Origin of the sequence: Agathobaculum sp. NTUH-O15-33 (assembly GCF_033193315.1) — a bacterium.
GTDB lineage: Bacteria > Bacillota > Clostridia > Oscillospirales > Butyricicoccaceae > Agathobaculum > Agathobaculum faecihominis_A.
Window position 1 is genome coordinate 3,124,813 of record NZ_CP136187.1, and the last position, 17,023, is coordinate 3,141,835.

Consider the following 17,023-nt stretch of genomic DNA (forward strand, 5'->3'; position numbering starts at 1 on the left):
CAAAAATGCCCGGCGGCTCGCGCTTGCCGGGCATTTTTTTGAAAAAGTCTGTCACACGCCGCCTTTTATTCTGTCTAATCAAGCAGGAGGTGTCAAAACCATGACATTTAAACCAGACCAAACCGCGCGGCTGATCGAACAGGCGCTGAACGGCGACCGGCAAGCGCTCGAAACACTTTTGGAAAGCGTGACCGATCAGGTGTTTCACCTGTCGCTTCGCATGCTGGGCGCGATCCCGGACGCAGAGGACGCGACGCAGGAGATCCTCATCAAGGTGATGACCGGCATTTCGTCCTTTGAACAGCGCTCAGCGTTTTCCACGTGGGTGTTCCGCATCGCGGTCAACCACCTGCGCAGCTACCGCAAGGGCATGTTTTCCCAGCATCCGCTGAGCTTTGAATTTTACGGCGCGGACATCGCAAGCGGCCGCGAAAAGGACGTGCCCGATCTGTCGCGCGGCGTGGACGGCGCGCTGCTGGAGCGCGAGCTGGAAGCTATCCTGCTCCAACGTGATGCTGCAATGCTTTGACGCGGAGACGCGGCTGATTTTTATCCTCGGCACGATGTTCAAAGTGGACAGCCGCGTGGCCGGGGATATCCTCGGCCTTTCGCCCGAGGCGTACCGCCAGCGCCTGTCCCGCGCGCGCAAAACCATGGCCGCGTTCATGGACGAATACTGCGGCCTTGGCGGACGCGGCCTTTGCCGCTGCCAGCGCCGGACGAATTACGCGATCGCGACCCACCGCCTAGACCCGGAAAACCTCGCATACTCCGCTTTGGAGGAAGCGGACGGCGCGCTCCATTCGTTTACCGACGAGATGGAGCAAATTGACGGACTTTCGCTCGTCTTTTCCTCACTGCCCGCCTACCGCGCCACGCCGAACGCGCGCCGGTTTTTCAGCGATCTGCTGGAAAGCGGCAGGTTTTCTTTTCTGTCCCGCGACGAGGGAGGCATATGAGATGACGGAAAACATCATGCTGCCCTTTCTTACCGAACTGCGCGATAACAACACGCTCGACTGGATGCACGCCCACAAGGACCGGTACCAGCAGGCCTTGCAGCAGTTTACCGAGGTGCTGGAGCGGCTGATCGCCCTGCTTGGCGAGGATGAGCCCGCGCTGCTGCTGCTCGACGCCAAGCGCCTGATTTCCCGCTTAAACCGCGATACCCGGTTCAGCCACGACAAATCGCCCTACACCGCCGCGTTCCGCGGGCATATTTCCACCGCCGGCAAGCTGCCCATCCCCGGCGGCTATTACCTGCACCTTGCGCCGGGCGGCAGCTTTCTCGGCGGCGGGGTACCCGCCGCGCCGTTTGCGGACGCGGTATCCATGGTGCGGGACTACATCTGCGCGCACGGCTCTGAGTGGGACGAAATCACCGGCGCGCCCGCGTTTCAGCCCCATTTTACGATGGTGGGCGAAAAGCTCAAAAACGTGCCGCGCGGCTATGACCCGGCCTTTCCCCAAGCCGAAGCGCTCAAGTATAAAAGCTGGATCATCGAATGCCCGATCGCGGATGAAGCGCTTGCTGATCCCGAAGCCTTTTGCCAATCAGCGGCGGATATCTTCCGGCTGATGCGGCCGTTTAACGCATACCTCAACACCGCCCTGCGGGATTTTCAAATGCCCCAAAGACCGAAAAAGTAAAGACAGCAAAGCCCTCCGTCTGAAACGGAGGGCTTTTTTTCAGGCTTCCATCAGCGCTGTAAAGCGGGCGGCGAGCGCGGCGGCGCTCGCCGCCCCGAGCAGGCTGTTTACCGCCCCTTCTGTTTGGAACAGGTCCATCAGCCGCCCCAGAACGTCAATCTGCATACTGGGATCGCTAATGGCCAGCATGACCAACAGGCGCACCGCGCCCTGCCGGTCGGGCTCGCCCATGAGGCAAAACGGGACCGGTTCGCGCAGCCGGCCGATGGCAATGGCCGACTGCTTGACATGCACGGCGTCCGTATGCGGAATGGCCACGAAGCAGTCATACAATTCCAGACCGGTCGAAAAGACCTGCTCCCGCTGGCAGACCGCGTTCGGATAGCTGGGATGGACGTAGCCCGCGTCAAGCAACGGTTTGGCGGTGGCAAGAATCGCCTGCCGCCGGTCCGCCGCGTCGATCCCGACGGTCACCAGCCCCGGCTCAAATATGATTTGATTCATCAGCAGCTTTGCTTCGGTTCCCATATGCTTCCCTCTTTCTTACGGCAAAACCGGGCGGATCTTTTATTTTCTTCACTATAGCACGCAGCCAGAACAAAGTAAAGAAAAACCAAAAATCAAAAGTAATAAAAATAGAAAACAAAAATGAACGTATATACCAAAGCAACTAGCAAGTATTATAAATAACCTCGTTTTTCTTGTCAAATATGCACGAATAATTGCGGTTTTCAACAAATTTTTGCCCGTTTTTTCCACACCAAGCATTGCCTTACCTGCTTGACACCGATTTGCATCGGCCGTATAATAGTCAAAAACCAAAACATAAAACAAATATATCAAAAGGAGGATGACAGCATGGCGACGGAAAGAGAAGGCTATATCCTTCAAAAGATACAAGAAGAAAAGCGTGTGAAGGTCGCGGAGCTTGCGGAAGCGCTCGATGTAACGCCGGAGACCATTCGCAAGGATCTGACCGAGCTGGAGGAACGGCGCCTTTTGCAGCGCGTGCACGGCGGGGCGGTGGCCTTATCCTATTTCAAATCCTCCGAACCGGCCTACGCGGACAGAAGCCAAGTGCAGATCGAAGCAAAACAGCGCATCGCCGCAGAGGTCGCGAAGGAGATTCTGCCCGGCGAAACGCTGCTGATCGACAATGGATCGACCGTTTACGAACTGGCCAAGCTGCTGCGCGATATCCCGCAGTTGACCGTGATCACCCCGTCGATCAAAATCGCCATGGAGTTTTTGAAAAACCCCTCCTCCAAGGTATTGCTGCTGGGCGGCTGGCTGCGCACGACCGAGCCCTCCACCGTGGGCGACGTGACGCTGAATCAGCTCAAGGGGCTGCACGTGAATAAGACGATCCTTTCGGTCGCCGGACTGTCGGCCGAACACGGCTTGACCGAGTATTTGGAGGAGGACGCGGCCATCAAGCGGCAGGCGCTGGCATGCGGTGAAAAAAACATCGTTCTGGCCGATCACACCAAGCTGGACGTTACGGCGCTTTTGACCGTCGCCCCCATCGACGAGATCGACGAGGTGTATGTGGACGGCGAGCCGGACGATCCCAAGCTATTTGCAATACGGGACAAGGGCGTTCATGTAGTCTGCGTACCGGCGGCGGAACAGCAAAAAAAGTGAAACAACCATTTCTCCGCGCGGGAGATCAACGATACGGATGGGAGGGATAACCGACAGGAACGGGTAACGACAAAACTGAAATAAAGGAGGTAGGTGTTATGAAGCCAACGATTCTAGTGTGCTGTGCAAGCTCGATCGCGACATCGACCGTGATCGCCGTCAAGGTACGCGAAATCATGGAGGACAGAGGATTCGACGTAACGGTGGCGCAAAGCTCGTTCGCGGAAATGTCGTCCAAGGTCGAGATGGTGCATCCCTGTCTGATCATGGTCACCGGCGCGGTGACCGCGCCGGTGGGCATTCCGCTGCTGGTGGCAACGCCGTTTTTGACCGGTATTGGCAAGGACAAGGTGATCGAACAGATGTGTGAGATCGTTCAAAGCGCCTTGTCGGGCGGATAGGAGGAATTACGATGGATCAATTCCTAGCATTCGTGAAAGGCATTTCACAAGCGCTGCTAAACCTGAACTCCTTTGTGCTGGTGCCGCTTTTTCTGCTGCTGATGGCGCTGATCATGGGTGCGAGATTCAGCAAGGCCCTGCGCGCGGCGCTTACGGTGGGCGTGGGGTTTGTCGGCGTGGCAACGCTGACCGACCTATTTTTTACCGTGCTGGCCCCGGTGACGCAATCGATGGTGGAAAAATGGCAGCTATCGCTCAACGTGATCGACGTAGGCTGGGGGCCGTTTATGAGCGCGATCTGGGCGCTGCCCATGTCGCTGCTCATGCTGCCGCTGTTCGTCGTGCTCAACGTGGTACTGCTTCTGATCCATTTTACCGATACGCTGGATATCGACCTATGGAACTACGCGCTTTGTTTTTACGCGGGTATGTTCACCTATGTATCGACCGACCATAACATGGTGCTTGCCATATTGGCGTTTGCGGTGTGCGTTTGCATCATTCTCAAGCTGGCCGACCTGATCGCCCCGCGCACCGAGGAATTTTTCGGCCTGCCCGGCATCTCGTTCCCGCAGCTTGTATCCATCGCCTTTATGCCGATCGGCTGGGCGCTGGCCAAGCTGCTGGATAAGATACCCGCGTTTCGCAAGCTGGACGGCGATCCGGAATCGCTGCGCAAACGGTTTGGCATTTTCGGCGAGCCGATCTTCATGGGCTTTGTGATTGGATTGGCGATCTCGCTGCTCGCGGGTCAAGGCGTCGGCGCCTCGCTGGGCGTTGGCATGACGATGGCGGGCGTCATGGTGCTGCTGCCGCGCATGGTCTCCGTGCTGGTCGAGGGCCTGAGTCCGCTCAGCGAAACCATACGCGAACGCTTTGAGAAATGGATGCCCGGCAGAAAGATCCGCATCGGCTTGGATACCGCGGTCATCATCGGCAATCCGTCCACGCTGGCGGCCAGTATCATGCTGGTGCCGGTGGCCCTGCTGCTGGCGGCGGTGCTGCCGTATAACCGGGTCATTCCGTTCGCAGATCTGGCGAGTATCGCGTTCGCGATCTGCCTGATTACGCCGTTTGTCAAGGGCAACGTGATCAAGCTGTTCATTATCGGCGCGCTGATCATCGCGTTCGTCATGCTGCCCATTTCCACCTTGGTCGCGCCCGAGATAACCGCGATCGTGCAGGAGGCGAACATGTTCAGCCTGCCGGAGGGCTTCGGCACCGCGAGCATGGTCACCTCGTTCGTGGACGGCGCCAACCCCATCAGCTTTGTTGTGTACCACATTTTCTCGCTATTTGCTTAAAACAGGAGGTGCAAGATGCAAAATTACCCCAATAGCTTTGATACGGCCACGGAGCAGGCGCTCAAAGAGCATGTGATGTTCGGCGGACCGTGGCGCGGGCCGCTGATCGTGCGCGGCGAAGGCGTTTACTGCTACGACCGGGACGGCAAGGCGTATTTGGATTTTGAATCGCAGGCATGGTCGCTGGCGCTGGGCTTTGGCAACAAGGAAGTGATGAACGCGGCGTTCGAGCAAGCGCAGTTTCTCTACCACATGAAGGGCGGCCTAAACACCTTCCCCCGCCTCAAGCTGGTCGATAAGATATTGAGTCTCGTGCCGGACGGCTTCGATCGCGTTTCGTTTGAGCCCAGCGGCTCGATCGCCAACGAAGCGGCCATGAAGATCGCCATGATCAACCAGCCGGACGCGCGGTATTTTATCAGCCTATACCATGCTTTCCACGGCAACACGCTGGCAACCTCGGCGGCGGGCTGGCACGCGACCAAGGCCAAGGGCACCTACGGCGGCGGTAAAAAGTACATTGGCTTTATGCAGAATTTCGTGCGCGTTCCAAACCCGTACTGCTATCGCTGCCCCTACGGCAAAGAGTGCGGCAGCTGCGATTACTTATGTGCGCGGGAACTGCGCAACACCATACAATACGGCGTATCCGGCCCGGTGGCGGCGGTCATTTTGGAGCCGGTGCAGGGCAGCGGCGGGCAGATTCCCTGTCCCCCCGGTTACCTCGCGCGCGTGCGGGAGATCTGCGACGAGTTTGGCACCCTGCTGATCTTCGACGAAATGCAAACCGGATTTGGCCGCTGCGGTACGATGTTCGCCATGGATCACTTCGGCGTTGTGCCCGATATTTTTACCATCGGCAAGGCGATGGGCAACGGCTTCCCGATCGCCGGCACAGTGATCAACAAAAAACTAAAGGGCTTTCAGGACGGAACGGACGATAATTTCACCTTCTGCAACAACCCGATGGCGCAAGCCGCCGCGCTCAAGACGATCGAGATCATGCTGCGCGACAAAGTGCCGGAGAACGCGAGGGCAATGGGCGAGGTGCTGACGAAGGGCCTGACCGAGCTGCAACAAAAATACCCGGTACTCGGCGATATACGCGGCCCGGGCCTACATATCGGCGTGGAGATCGTCAAGGACCCGGAAACCAAGGAGCCGGACGCGGCGCTGGCGGCGGCCATTTATGAAAATGGTCTGGCAAACGGCGTGATCATGGGCCTTGCGGGTTCCTCCCCCATGTGATCAAGATCAAGCCTCCGCTGATCATTACGGCACAGCAATGCGCATCCTTTTTGGAACGCTTTGAGCGATCGCTTCAGCAGGCGACGCAGAAATCATAAGGAGAGATTTGAAGATGCAGAGGAACGGAAAATCAAAAAACACAGGTTGCTGTGTGCAGATTTCCTCCGTGGTGTGTGGCAATACCCAAAGTTCATCTGTATCAACAATCTGTGTTTGTTTCAGTATAGCATGAAGTCGCAAGGCTTACAACAAAAAAAGATGGTCACGCCGCGACTTCTTCCGCGGCGTGCCCATCTTTTTTGTTGTTATTCCTACGTTAGGCTATGGCTTATTCAGGTGAACAGGAACTTATTTCGGCATGTGTTTATTGGCCACGCACAGCAGCGCCAGCACCACGGCCAAGCCGCCCAGTATCCAGAACAAAAGCGGGGAAAAAAGCTCCGGCATGGTAACGTACACATTACGCGCCCCTGCCACCAGCACCGGCACCAGCGCGGGCAGACAGATCTGCAAGGGCGAAGCGTAGAAACCGCCCCAGCGGCGGCGGGATCTCTTTGCCGATTCTTCAGACATGCGCACCTGCTCGTAATCGATGCCGACCGAAGCGCCTGCAAGGAACTGCGACGCAATACACACCGCGCTGATCACGGCCAGCAAGCCGATATAGAGATGCGCCGCACGATCCAGCCCAAACAGCAGCAGCATAAAGGCCACCAGCGGACACAGCAGGTACCAAATGCGCAGGCCGACCACATACCGCTGCACCTTTTTTGCGGGCTCCGCCGGTTTGGATGTGACGGCAACCTCGGTTTTCATTCGCGCGAGCGTTTCGCGGCAATCCGGGCAGTTTTGTAAATGCTCCTCTACCAGCGCCGCCGTTTCCGGGCTGACAAGGTCTTCCGCGTAGAGCGAAAGCAGATCGCCCGTTACCTTACAATTCAGCTGACTCATATGAAACCCTCCAATCGTTTCAGTAGTTCGTTTTTCTGGCGCATAAAGGTCACGCGGCACCATGTTTCGCTTTTGCCCAGCACCTCGCCGATCTCGGCGAACGATTTTTCGCCGACCAGACGCAGGGCGAGTAAGCTTCGCTTTGGTTCGTCTAAGGATTCTATGAAACGCATCACCTCGCGCGCCGCTTCGCGGTCGCACACCGTTTGCTCGATATAAACGGTGCAGGCCGGGTCTTCGGCTTGCTCCGCCGTATACTGGCGCTTACCGATTAGCCGCAGGCATTCGTTCCGCGTGATGGTATACAGCCAAGTTTTCACCGAGCTGTCGCCCCGAAAGCCGTCCTCGGCGCGCAGCGCCCGCACGAAAGCGTTTTGCACGCCGTCCTCAGCTTCGGCGGAGCTGCCGCACAGCAGCAGCGCGTAGCGGTACAGCGGTTGGTAATACAACCGGTACAGCGCTTCAAAGTCCAATCTTCCCCGCAAGGCGGCCACCTCCTTTTCTCTTTTGCTTATTAGACCCGGCAAAACCCGGGCGCGTTACAAAAAAAAGAGGCCGGATGGCCTCTTTTTATTTATCCCACTTAATTGCTTTATCGTCCACTTTTATCTGCGGATAGCTCTTTCCATCTACACTAGCATTCTGCACAGTTCCTTTTCCTTGACCGGTTTTAGCAATTTCCCATTTTTTATGGGCGTTTTGCTGAAGCTCATATGCAATAATATTCTTCGTTTGATTTTCATCTTTCGAATCAATCTTATTAAACACATAAATGTTCATTGTAGAACTCTTATCTGGCCAAGAAACACGAAAATCAAAATCATCATCCGTCAGACCTAGCGCCTTTTGAATTTCCTTGCGCACATCTGGTCCAAAGTTGGGCCCAGTCGAATCTAATTGCACTCTATTGCTTTTCCTAGTGCCATTTTCATTGTAGAAATAGCCTTTTACCGTGTCTAATTCCATAATTTTTTCAGGTTCCCGATTGATCAAGGAAACACTGTTTGCTCCATGGATGGGGCAGCTTACCACGCCGCTTGTCGGATTATATCCATATATCCCGCCTGACGGACATAGCTTTTCCAGCTCACCCACCGTAGCTGCAATGATAGCCAACCCAGCTTCTTCACTTTCCACTTTGGTGCCCATTAATTTTTCATAGGTGATAGCATGCTGCGCCGAAGTCTGGTTTGCCAGACAGGTGGCCGCTCTCGCCTTTTCCAACGACGAAGTAAATACCGGGATGGCGATCGCGACCAATACGCCAATGATCGCCACAACGATCAACAGCTCGGCCAGTGTGAAGCCTTTGCGTTTGCGCATCGCTATCCCCCCTTACTTATGATACGAATGGTATATATAATTATTATAGCAAAGCCCTGCGGTAACCGCAAGCGCATGCGCGTTTTTTCACCCCCCGCCCCGCCGCGGCATAGCATGGGTTAGCCGTGCACCCTTTTGTGTTCGGCAATCTACAAGCGAGGGCTGAATCCATGATGAATGAATCTTATTACTCGCTGCCCGAACTGCCCGAGGGCGGGCAGGCACGGGTGCGCGCTTTGCATTTAACGGGCGGCATGCGCCGCCGCCTGCAAGACCTTGGTCTGGTGGCGGGCACGCCGGTCACCTGTTTACAGCGCGCGGCCTCCGGCGACCCAACGGCGTATCTGATCCGCGGCGCGGTGATCGCCCTGCGGCAAACAGATGCTGAACAGGTCGAAATGGGGGTGGAGGACGCTTGAACGCCTCTACCAAAACGCCCGTGATCGCGCTGGCCGGTAACCCGAACGTTGGTAAGTCGACCGTTTTTAATTCATTGACCGGAAGTCACCAACACACGGGGAATTGGGCTGGCAAGACGGTGGTAAACGCGCACGGCTCGATGCGGTGCGGCGGCGAACGGCTTACCTTAGTCGATCTGCCCGGTACTTATTCCCTACGCGCCCGCTCGGAAGAGGAACGCGCCGCGCGCGATTTTCTTGTCAGCGGCGAACCGGACTGCACCGTGCTCGTGGCGGACGCCACCTGTCTGGAGCGCAACCTTATCCTTGTTTTGCAAGTGCTGGAAGTGACGCAAAACGTCGTTCTGTGCCTGAACCTAATGGATGAAGCGCGAAAAAAAGGCATCCAAATAGACGTACACGCGCTTCGGAACGAACTTGGCATACCCGTTATCCCCTGCGCGGCGCGGCGTGGGCAGGGCTTGCCGCAGCTACAACGGGCGGTGTGCCGCGCGCTGAGCGAGGGTGCGCCGGAAACCGTCGCCAACATCCGTTATCCGCGCCTGTTGGAGCAGGCCGCCACGGCGACCGGCTTACCGCGCGGCGCGGCGTTTGAGCGCCTGCTGGAAGCTCCGCCGGAGGGCATGACTGCCACCGAGGTAGACGACATGCTGACCGCCTCCGCCGCGCTGCGCGCGGAAGAGATCGCCATGACCTGCGTACGAATTTCGCCCGCCGCCTACGAGCGCGACCGCCGCATCGACCGCGTGCTGCTCAGCCGCCGTTTCGGCGTGCCGCTGATGCTGCTTTTGCTCGCCGTTGTATTTTATATTACGCTGTTTGGCGCAAACATTCCCTCCGCGTGGTTGGGCGACCATTTACTTGCCCTGACCGAGCCGATCGCCGGTGCGCTGGCGGCCATTGGTCTGCCGCCTTTTATCGTTTCGCTGCTGGCGGATGGCGCGTGGCGCGTACTCGCCACCGTGGTATCCGTCATGCTGCCGCCTATGGCGATCTTCTTCCCCCTGTTTACCCTGCTGGAAGATGCGGGTTATCTCCCCCGCGTAGCCTTTCAGCTTGACCACGCCTTTCGCCGCGCGCACGCCTGCGGCAAGCAAAGTCTATCCATGTGCATGGGGCGAATAAGTTTGCAATTATTGGCGCGGCATTCATGCAGTATAGAAAAGGATCGTTGCTTTTGCTTGCAACGATCCTTTTTCTATGTATCCGTATATTGCAGGTCATTTTTTGTTAAATCAAGAGTCCTGCTGGGTAATTTCTTTCATACAGGCCCGACACAAGTTTTTATCATGAAACCGTACGACATTTTTGGCGTTACCACAAAAAATACAGGCAGGTTCGTATTTTTTCAAAATTATTTGACTGCCATCTACATAGATCTCAAGCGCGTCTTTCACTTCAATATCAAGTGTCCTGCGCAGCTCGATCGGCAAAACGATACGCCCAAGCTCGTCCACTTTCCGTACAATACCAGTAGCTTTCATAAGGGGGTACACTTCCTTTTACATATATTAGTTTTTTATGTCCTTTGCTGTCTTCGCATGGCCAAATATCGGCCATATTCTATGGCTATTATAACAGCCATAATAGGATATGTAAAGGGGGCACTACATTATGATTCACTATAGTCCTTTATGGGAAACTATGTCTAAGCAAAAAGCAACAACCTACACATTAAGACAAGTACATAAAATAAGCCATTCCACGGTTCAGCGACTACAAAACAACATGCCCGTTTCTACTTATACACTTGACAGGTTATGTTCTATTTTTCATTGTCAGCTAAAAGAAGTCGCAGAATATATTTCAGAAAACCAAACATAAACTAATATGCTATGGCCAAATAATAGCCATACCGCAATAACCTTTCTTACATCCATAATAATTGCGAAGGAAGGTTGCAAAATTATGATTCGATACAATCCTTTGTGGGATACTATGTCAAAGCAAAAGGCAACAACTTATACTTTAAGAGTGAAACACGGTATGAGCCATGCAACCGTTCAAAGGCTGCAAGCCAATTTGCCGGTTTCTACACATACGCTGAATAAGCTTTGCCAAATACTGAATTGCCGCTTAGAAGATGTTGCTGAATACGTGCCCGATTAAAAACGGCAGCTTAATGACGAAAGAACCAGTCACCCCGTGTTTGCCACCCACAATAAAACGGTTGCAACGGTCTTATATGGATTAGGCCTCTTCTGAAATATTGGGCCGGGTGCCGCGCCATCCTCCATAACATTCCATTACATTTTTAGGAATTCGGTTATGAATGGCCTGTTTATTATTTTCTATCTGATATAATGGAAAATAATTGAGAGGATGGTAATTATGCCGAACACCATTGCAGACCGAAATACTGGACATACTTTTAAAGACTACTTAAAACGCGCAGTCAATCCTATGCTCATTCTGCTTTTTTTATCTCAGCGCCCCATGTATGCTTACGAATTGGAGCATAAATTAGCCGCATATAACTATTCTGGATCTATTCCATATCAGGTTTTAGAGCGTTTAGAAAAGCAAGGATACGTGGTTAGAACTACACGCACTCGTTCCAAAGAAAACCGAGTGCGGCAATACTATTCCATCACCCCCAGCGGCCTTGAGCATCTGCACTACCTTGAGCAAGAATATGACCGTTTGATCGCTGCAATCAACTTGATCTTAGCAAGCAAGTAACAAAGGGCACACTGGAAGACGGCGGTACGGTTAACGTGTCCCCTTGTCTTTCTATTTCTTATCGTATCGCTTTTTTATTTCACGCAAGAGTCGCCTTGTTTTTCCAGTTCCTCTTCTGTTACCTCCATTCTGGAATTTTGGATCCCTTGCGACTCGAGATATCGTTTCAAGTCTGCTTTCATTTTTTCCGAAAATCCTTTTTTCTTTTCGGTCAAGCCTTGTTTTTTGCCTTTCATTTATCTCTCCTTCGTTTATTCGATTATAGTCCGTCCCTATAGCCCTGTCAACGAACGCTGAAATTGCATTCAACCCCAGCGACCCATCTGCCCGTCCCGCTTTGGGGGACGGGCTTTGTTATGCCTTGCTTTGCGCGCTGCGCGCCAGCGCCAGCGCGCCTGCGGCGGGATTGCCCACATATTGCATCTGTGATTTTAAAAGCGCATCCCGTTTCTTTTTTTCTTCATGCTCTCGTCTGCTTGCCATTGCTTCCTCCCTTCTAAAAAAGGGGGCGGAAACGCCCCAATGTTATTAAGATAAGGGAAACGCATAGTAAAAAACAAGGAATTCACCGAGCTAGTAGGGCGCGAGAAAGTGAATTGGCCGAAGGCCAAGAGAAGCTGGTCTGGACCACGCCCTACTTTTTCTGTGTTTGCGTTACCTTTTTGTCTTGCCTGACCTTATCTGAATGACATTGGGAAACGCCCGCCCCTTTTTATCCTTTAGTAATAATTGCCGTTATAGGTACCTTGTCCATAGACGGAGCCGACCGGGATGCCGAGCATCTGCGCGATCTCCGGCGTGGCGCCGCGCGTGCCCATGCCCTGCCACAGATTCATGTAGTAGCTTTTCATCGCCATTTGCTGGTCGTAATCCATGGCCTGCTGGCTTTGATCGAACTGCTTGTCGCGGTAGACGTTATCGCTTTGGTACTGCTGGTAGCCGAGCGTCGGCACGCCGCCCATGCTGCCGGTCAGGCTGCCGTAATTGAGCAGATAATTCTTCTGCGAATCAAGCGCCGCCTGCTGCTGCGCCAGATAGGCCTGCGCCGCCTGCGCCTGCTGCAAGGCGATATTCGCCGCGCTGTCCGCGTATTTAAGATCGGCGGTCAGGCGTACATTTTGCTGCGCATCCTGATTGGCCGCGAGCGCTTTTTGACGCGCCAATTCGGTATTTGACAGCGTGTTCTGATAGGCGTTTTGCTGCTGGGCCATGGTGGATTCCGCCGCGCCCTGCCCGCTCACGCCGACCGCCGACAACTGGCCCGGCAGCTGCTTCTGCGCCTGCATATAATTGATATAGGCTTGCCGCGCGGCTTCATCGTAATTCTGGTTGATACCGGGGATCTGCTGCTGCAAGGACGAGACCCCGCTATTGATCGCGGCGTCCCGCGCGGCCTGCGCGCGGGCCGCGGCCTCGTCGTAGCCGCTGCCGACGGATTCGGCAAAGCTTTTGTCATACGGCTGTTCCACCGTATAGCCGCCCGACCAAGTGCCGGTATGGTCATCATAGCTTTTGCCAAGCTTGGTGTTTGCCTCCACCGCTACCTGATGCCAGTATTCCTTTCTGGCCGGGTCGCTTTCCAGTTTCCAGTTGTTCGCGGCGTTTTGCGCCGTCTGCGCATAGCGGTTGTAATCTGCCTGCGAGATCGTGCCGTCGCCCGCGTTCGTCACATTGCCGTAGCTATGAGAACCGCCGGAGGACGAACCCTTGTTCCCGCCCGTGCTCTGCGAACTGCCGGAGGACGGCTTTTTCTTCTTGATCGTATTAGCGGCGGCCGAAGCCGCCGCGTTCAGCATGGTGCCAAAGGCCGCGCCGAAAGCACTCATTTTGCGTCATCCCCCTCCGCCTTATCCAACAGGCCAAGGCGGTCGAGCACGACCGCGCCCATTTCCCGCGTCATCGGCGCGCGGGGCGCCATGCCGTCCATCACGCTCGTGCGCTTGACCTTATCCCACGCGGAGCGCGCCCACGTGCTCGGCTGGTCGCCGCTGCCCGCGATATAATCCGCCAGTGCCTCTTCGATCATCCGGCGTACTTCTTGCTTTGTCATTTGATCCTCCTCCCAAAACGCTTTTACTTCCGCCCAAGGAAACCGGTCGCCCGGACAATCGGTCTCGCTGACGTCGCGGTGGCGCAACAGCTTTAGCCTGCCGTAGCGCCCTTCTAACTCGCGCAGCAGGGCTTTCAGGCTGTCGAGCTGCGCCCGTGGCATGGTCTCGATCATGTACGCGCCTTCGCAACACACGCCGATCGACCAGTCATTTGCCCCGATGGCGTGCGCGCCCAGCGACCATTCCGGCCTGCCGCGATAAACGCCGCCGTCCTTGCGGATGTAATAATGATAGCCGATGCCGTTCCAGCCCCGGCCCAAATGCCATTCGTTCACCTCGGTTACCGATGCGCGCGAGGCCTCCGCGTGATGCAAAATGATCGCTTCGGTCTTGCTGCGCGCGGTAAACGCGCCCCGGTGCGGCAGATCGCTTTCTATAATCTTCATGCCTCGCCGTCGCCCCCCTTATCGCCTTTCTGTTGCATAGCTTCCAGCGCGCGGCGCAAGGCTTCGGGATAGCGCACCCCCATCAGCCCCAGATTTTCCAGCAGCGAAAGCCCTTCGTTGCCCACAAAAAACAGGACCACCATGGTGCGGAACACGCCCGCGCCCGTCGCGCGGTCGAGCATGACGCCCAGCCAAACCAGCAGCAGCACCATGCACTTTCTGCAAATGCCTTTAAAGCACGCGCGGGAATCCAGCGCGCCGTTTTCCGACTTGCCGGAGCGCTGCCAAACCGCAGCCACCAGCAGGCCCGTGATATAGTCCGCGGCCATCAGGCCGACCAGCACTTGCAGCGCCGTGTCCCACCCGCCAAAGCACTTTGCCATTACGCCGCCAACCACCGCCAACGCGCCCAACACCGCGTGCTTCATGCGAATCATCGTTTCCATTTTTCTCTTCCTTTCTTTTACTCCACCGGACGGAATCCGCCCGCGTGGTCGATTATGTAAACCTCGGTCAGGCCGTCGGTGATCATGCCCTCCATCGGGATGATGCGTTCAAACTCGGGCGCTACCGTCACCGGTTCGGAAAACTGCCAAATGGCGGGCGTGTTTTTGCACACCATGACATGGTAGGAATCATCCTGCCAAAGCTTCCAAGTGAGAAAGCCGTCCTCCAGCGTCACATAATAAAACAGGTGAAAATAGTCCACCAGCGTTCCGCCGATGTCCACCCGGACCAGCTCCGGTTCGTTTGCAAGGCCGAGCGGAAAATTGCCGATTATCATCTATCCTCTCACCTCATTTCAGCAGCGTCACGGCGATGGGCAGATCGACCGGAGGCTTGACTCCGTCCGCCGTGAGCGTGAGCGAGCCCGCCGCCTGATTGGTTAAATAAAGCGCCGCGCGCCGGGCCGCGTTGCGCTGGGCAAAGGTCGCGTTTGGGGATACGCCCGCCAGACCGTTGCCCTGATCGGTCAGCCCCGGCACAGCGACAGACTGTGCAAACGGCCCGTTGCCGATCCAGCCATCGGCCCGCAACGTCACCGTAACCGATTCAATGGTAACGCCCGGCCCCATCGGCCCTTGCGGGCCGGCATCGCCCTTTTCGCCTTTTTCACCCGTCCGGCCGCGCGGGATAGAGAAATCCAGCACGGCCTCCGCCGCGCTGCCACTGTTGAACACGGTGGCGTCCGCGCCCGGCTCGCCCGTCGCCACCGTGCCGACGTGCACGCTGGCCGCGCTGCCCGCCGGTCCCTGAATGCCCTGTATGCCTTGCGGCCCGGCCTCGCCGCGCGGGCCTGTATCTCCCTTGGGGCCTTTTGGCCCGGTTTCGCCCGGGTCGCCCTTGGGGCCGGCGTCGCCCGTATCGCCCTTTGGCCCCGCCGGGCCTTTGGGGCCGGTTTCGCCTTTTGGGCCCTGCGGGCCAGTGGGCCCAGCCGCGCCGGTCGGGCCGGGGTCGCCCTTTTCGCCTTTTTTCGCCCTGCGGCCCGGCGGGGCCGGTCAGCCCTTGCTCGCCCTGCGGCCCTTCCGCGCCCGGCTCGCCCTGCGGGCCGGGTTCGCCCTGTCCGCCTTGCATGCCCTGTACGCCCTGCGGCCCGCGCGGCCCTTCCGGGCCTTGCAGCGCGCCGATCGACTGCCACGCAAGGTTGGCGTCGCTCCAAATATATAATTCGCCGCCCGCCGAGACCTGATAAGCACCGCCCGCGCCGTTTGGAAACGCCGCTTGTAACGCAGCCAGCGTGGGGTACACATCCTTGATTTCAAAGGAGCGTCCATCCAGCCCCCGGTCGCCCTTGGCGCCCTGCATGCCCTGCGGCCCCTGTGGGCCCGCGGGTCCTGTTGCGCCCTGCGTACCGCGCGGCCCTTGCATACCGGCCGGACCTTGCGGCCCGGCTTCTCCTGCGGGACCGGGCACGCCGGGATCGCCCTTTTCCCCCTTGGGACCTTCCGGCCCGATGGGGCCGAGCGGACCCTGAATGCCCTGCGGACCGGCCGGGCCGACCGGGCCTTCCGCACCCGTTAACCCGCGCGGCCCGGCTTCGCCGGGGTCGCCCTTGGCGCCTTTGGCGCCGGTCGGGCCTTGCGGGCCGATCTCACCCGAGGGCCCGGTCTCGCCGCGCGGCCCCTCCACGCCCTGCGGGCCGCGCGGGCCTGACGGGCCTTGATCGCCCGCTACGCCGCGCGGGCCGGGGTCGCCCTTGGGGCCCGCCACGCCCTGCGCGCCTTGCGGTCCCGCAGGGCCCGCCGTGCCCTGTACTCCCTGCGGGCCTTGCGGCCCGCGCACATAGACCGGCGCGGGCACAGCGCCGCTTTCTCCTGTGGAAAAGCTCATCAGCCCCGTGTCCTGATCGACATGCGGGATGATCGCGCTGCCGGTATCGCCTTTTTCGCCCTTTTCGCCGCGCACGCCTTGTATGCCCTCCGGCCCCCGCTTGCCTTGGTCGCCCTTGATGCCATGCACGACCGTTGTGCTCAGTTCGGGCCAATCCTCCAACTCGCAGTCCTTAAACTGCAGCCAAGTCCGCTGGGGCATGCCTTTTAGGTTCGCATCCAAGATCGCATGGCCGGAAGAGCCCGTGGCCTGCCACGTCGCCCCGTCGCTCGACGTTTCCAGCCGGTTGCCTAGGCCGATGCGCAAATAATTGACGCCGACGCCGTGGGCCTTGACGCGTTGATCCAGCGCCTGCTGTACGCTTTTCCCCTCCGCCGTGCCGATCTGCTGCGCGCCCGCGTTGCCCGCCAGATCGTCGATCGCGCCGTTCATCTGCGCCGCGAGCAGCGTCGGCAGGCGGTCGAATTTCTGTTTGTTTGCCTGCGCGGAATCGCGCATCGTGTCCGGGCAGGCCGCCACCGCGTTTTGCCGCAGCTGTTCCTCTGTGATCTTGCGGTCTGTCAAACTCATGCC

24 protein-coding genes and 1 pseudogene are annotated in these 17,023 nt (G+C 57.2%); 12 read left to right on the plus strand and 13 right to left on the minus strand.

From position 1 onward, the window contains the following. Nucleotides 1–100 precede the first annotated feature (100 nt). Genes RWV98_RS19490 through RWV98_RS15100 form a run of 3 tightly spaced genes read left to right on the plus strand, consistent with a single transcriptional unit; the run spans nucleotide 101 to nucleotide 1,650 of the window. Nucleotides 101–529 carry an RNA polymerase sigma factor gene (locus RWV98_RS19490; RefSeq protein ID WP_442872072.1) on the plus strand — a complete coding sequence of 143 codons (429 nt, stop codon included), beginning with the start codon at nucleotides 101–103 and terminating at the stop codon, nucleotides 527–529. After that, nucleotides 510–959, plus strand: a complete 450-nt coding sequence (locus tag RWV98_RS19495; RefSeq protein WP_442872073.1) for a hypothetical protein — start codon at nucleotides 510–512, stop codon at nucleotides 957–959. The genes RWV98_RS19490 and RWV98_RS19495 overlap by 20 nt, the downstream gene beginning before the upstream one ends. Nucleotide 960: 1 nt before the next feature. Further along, entirely contained in the window at nucleotides 961–1,650 is a 690-nt protein-coding gene (locus RWV98_RS15100) for a DUF2461 domain-containing protein (protein WP_317861785.1), read from the plus strand. A 39-nt stretch (nucleotides 1,651–1,689) separates the two neighbouring features. Here the strand turns inward: RWV98_RS15100 and RWV98_RS15105 are convergent, their stop codons facing one another. Further along, on the minus strand, nucleotides 1,690–2,178 hold the full coding sequence (locus tag RWV98_RS15105; protein ID WP_317861787.1) for a PTS sugar transporter subunit IIA: 489 nt from the start codon (nucleotides 2,176–2,178) through the stop codon (nucleotides 1,690–1,692). Nucleotides 2,179–2,508: 330 nt separating this feature from the next. Here RWV98_RS15105 and RWV98_RS15110 point away from each other — a divergent pair, with 330 nt between their 5' ends. The 4 genes from RWV98_RS15110 to RWV98_RS15125 all read left to right on the plus strand — a co-directional run bounded on the left by RWV98_RS15110 (nucleotide 2,509) and on the right by RWV98_RS15125 (nucleotide 6,247). Further along, the gene (locus RWV98_RS15110; RefSeq protein WP_317861789.1) at nucleotides 2,509–3,294 is read left to right on the plus strand and encodes a DeoR/GlpR family DNA-binding transcription regulator; all 786 of its coding nucleotides are present in this window, start codon (nucleotides 2,509–2,511) and stop codon (nucleotides 3,292–3,294) included. A 98-nt stretch (nucleotides 3,295–3,392) separates the two neighbouring features. Further along, on the plus strand, nucleotides 3,393–3,695 hold the full coding sequence (locus tag RWV98_RS15115; RefSeq protein WP_317861791.1) for a PTS sugar transporter subunit IIB: 303 nt from the start codon (nucleotides 3,393–3,395) through the stop codon (nucleotides 3,693–3,695). Nucleotides 3,696–3,706: 11 nt separating this feature from the next. Beyond that, nucleotides 3,707–4,999 (plus strand): PTS transporter subunit IIC, encoded by a 1,293-nt coding sequence (locus RWV98_RS15120; protein WP_317861793.1) that lies wholly within the window; start codon nucleotides 3,707–3,709, stop codon nucleotides 4,997–4,999. A 15-nt stretch (nucleotides 5,000–5,014) separates the two neighbouring features. After that, nucleotides 5,015–6,247, plus strand: coding sequence for an aspartate aminotransferase family protein (locus RWV98_RS15125; protein ID WP_317861795.1), 1,233 nt, complete (start codon nucleotides 5,015–5,017; stop codon nucleotides 6,245–6,247). A 348-nt stretch (nucleotides 6,248–6,595) separates the two neighbouring features. Here the strand turns inward: RWV98_RS15125 and RWV98_RS15130 are convergent, their stop codons facing one another. The 3 genes from RWV98_RS15130 to RWV98_RS15140 form a co-directional block, all read right to left on the minus strand. Then, the gene (locus tag RWV98_RS15130; RefSeq protein WP_317861797.1) at nucleotides 6,596–7,198 is read right to left on the minus strand and encodes a zf-HC2 domain-containing protein; all 603 of its coding nucleotides are present in this window, start codon (nucleotides 7,196–7,198) and stop codon (nucleotides 6,596–6,598) included. Then, the gene (locus tag RWV98_RS15135) at nucleotides 7,195–7,683 is read right to left on the minus strand and encodes an RNA polymerase sigma factor (RefSeq protein ID WP_280961831.1); all 489 of its coding nucleotides are present in this window, start codon (nucleotides 7,681–7,683) and stop codon (nucleotides 7,195–7,197) included. The genes RWV98_RS15130 and RWV98_RS15135 overlap by 4 nt, the downstream gene beginning before the upstream one ends. Nucleotides 7,684–7,768: 85 nt before the next feature. Continuing rightward, nucleotides 7,769–8,521, minus strand: a complete 753-nt coding sequence (locus RWV98_RS15140; protein WP_317861799.1) for a type IV pilin protein — start codon at nucleotides 8,519–8,521, stop codon at nucleotides 7,769–7,771. Nucleotides 8,522–8,691: 170 nt separating this feature from the next. Here RWV98_RS15140 and RWV98_RS15145 point away from each other — a divergent pair, with 170 nt between their 5' ends. Together RWV98_RS15145 and RWV98_RS15150 are read left to right on the plus strand one after the other, a co-directional pair. Beyond that, a complete protein-coding gene (locus RWV98_RS15145) occupies nucleotides 8,692–8,940 on the plus strand; it encodes a FeoA family protein (RefSeq protein ID WP_419195998.1) in 249 nt (82 codons plus the stop codon). 20 nt (nucleotides 8,941–8,960) lie between these two features. Continuing rightward, nucleotides 8,961–9,362: pseudogene (locus RWV98_RS15150) on the plus strand (FeoB small GTPase domain-containing protein); the annotation flags it as partial. 813 nt (nucleotides 9,363–10,175) lie between these two features. Here RWV98_RS15150 and RWV98_RS15155 read toward each other — a convergent pair. Then, nucleotides 10,176–10,424: an AbrB/MazE/SpoVT family DNA-binding domain-containing protein gene (locus RWV98_RS15155; RefSeq protein WP_317865779.1), complete on the minus strand. Its 249-nt coding sequence runs from the start codon at nucleotides 10,422–10,424 to the stop codon at nucleotides 10,176–10,178. 160 nt (nucleotides 10,425–10,584) lie between these two features. On the opposite strand from RWV98_RS15155, the gene RWV98_RS15160 reads away from it, so the two are divergent. From RWV98_RS15160 to RWV98_RS15170, 3 genes are all read left to right on the plus strand, one after another. Next, nucleotides 10,585–10,764 carry a helix-turn-helix domain-containing protein gene (locus RWV98_RS15160; protein ID WP_317865781.1) on the plus strand — a complete coding sequence of 60 codons (180 nt, stop codon included), beginning with the start codon at nucleotides 10,585–10,587 and terminating at the stop codon, nucleotides 10,762–10,764. 114 nt (nucleotides 10,765–10,878) lie between these two features. Next, nucleotides 10,879–11,049, plus strand: coding sequence for a helix-turn-helix domain-containing protein (locus RWV98_RS15165; protein ID WP_317865783.1), 171 nt, complete (start codon nucleotides 10,879–10,881; stop codon nucleotides 11,047–11,049). A gap of 222 nt (nucleotides 11,050–11,271) precedes the next feature. After that, nucleotides 11,272–11,622 carry a PadR family transcriptional regulator gene (locus tag RWV98_RS15170; RefSeq protein WP_280961834.1) on the plus strand — a complete coding sequence of 117 codons (351 nt, stop codon included), beginning with the start codon at nucleotides 11,272–11,274 and terminating at the stop codon, nucleotides 11,620–11,622. Between the two features lie 74 nt (nucleotides 11,623–11,696). Here the strand turns inward: RWV98_RS15170 and RWV98_RS15175 are convergent, their stop codons facing one another. From RWV98_RS15175 to RWV98_RS15210, 8 genes are all read right to left on the minus strand, one after another. Continuing rightward, on the minus strand, nucleotides 11,697–11,858 hold the full coding sequence (locus tag RWV98_RS15175) for a hypothetical protein (RefSeq protein ID WP_280961835.1): 162 nt from the start codon (nucleotides 11,856–11,858) through the stop codon (nucleotides 11,697–11,699). Between the two features lie 118 nt (nucleotides 11,859–11,976). After that, nucleotides 11,977–12,105, minus strand: coding sequence for a hypothetical protein (locus RWV98_RS15180; protein ID WP_317861802.1), 129 nt, complete (start codon nucleotides 12,103–12,105; stop codon nucleotides 11,977–11,979). 236 nt (nucleotides 12,106–12,341) lie between these two features. Continuing rightward, nucleotides 12,342–13,448 carry a hypothetical protein gene (locus tag RWV98_RS15185; protein ID WP_317861804.1) on the minus strand — a complete coding sequence of 369 codons (1,107 nt, stop codon included), beginning with the start codon at nucleotides 13,446–13,448 and terminating at the stop codon, nucleotides 12,342–12,344. Then, the gene (locus tag RWV98_RS15190; protein ID WP_317861806.1) at nucleotides 13,445–14,119 is read right to left on the minus strand and encodes an N-acetylmuramoyl-L-alanine amidase; all 675 of its coding nucleotides are present in this window, start codon (nucleotides 14,117–14,119) and stop codon (nucleotides 13,445–13,447) included. Before RWV98_RS15190 ends, RWV98_RS15185 begins: the two co-directional genes overlap by 4 nt. After that, on the minus strand, nucleotides 14,116–14,565 hold the full coding sequence (locus RWV98_RS15195; RefSeq protein ID WP_317861807.1) for a phage holin family protein: 450 nt from the start codon (nucleotides 14,563–14,565) through the stop codon (nucleotides 14,116–14,118). The genes RWV98_RS15190 and RWV98_RS15195 overlap by 4 nt, the downstream gene beginning before the upstream one ends. A gap of 17 nt (nucleotides 14,566–14,582) precedes the next feature. Then, the gene (locus tag RWV98_RS15200) at nucleotides 14,583–14,903 is read right to left on the minus strand and encodes a hypothetical protein (protein WP_280961840.1); all 321 of its coding nucleotides are present in this window, start codon (nucleotides 14,901–14,903) and stop codon (nucleotides 14,583–14,585) included. Between the two features lie 13 nt (nucleotides 14,904–14,916). Next, entirely contained in the window at nucleotides 14,917–15,270 is a 354-nt protein-coding gene (locus RWV98_RS15205) for a hypothetical protein (RefSeq protein WP_317861808.1), read from the minus strand. Then, nucleotides 15,233–17,020 (minus strand): hypothetical protein, encoded by a 1,788-nt coding sequence (locus RWV98_RS15210; protein ID WP_317861810.1) that lies wholly within the window; start codon nucleotides 17,018–17,020, stop codon nucleotides 15,233–15,235. Before RWV98_RS15210 ends, RWV98_RS15205 begins: the two co-directional genes overlap by 38 nt. Between the last annotated feature and the right edge of the window lie 3 nt (nucleotides 17,021–17,023).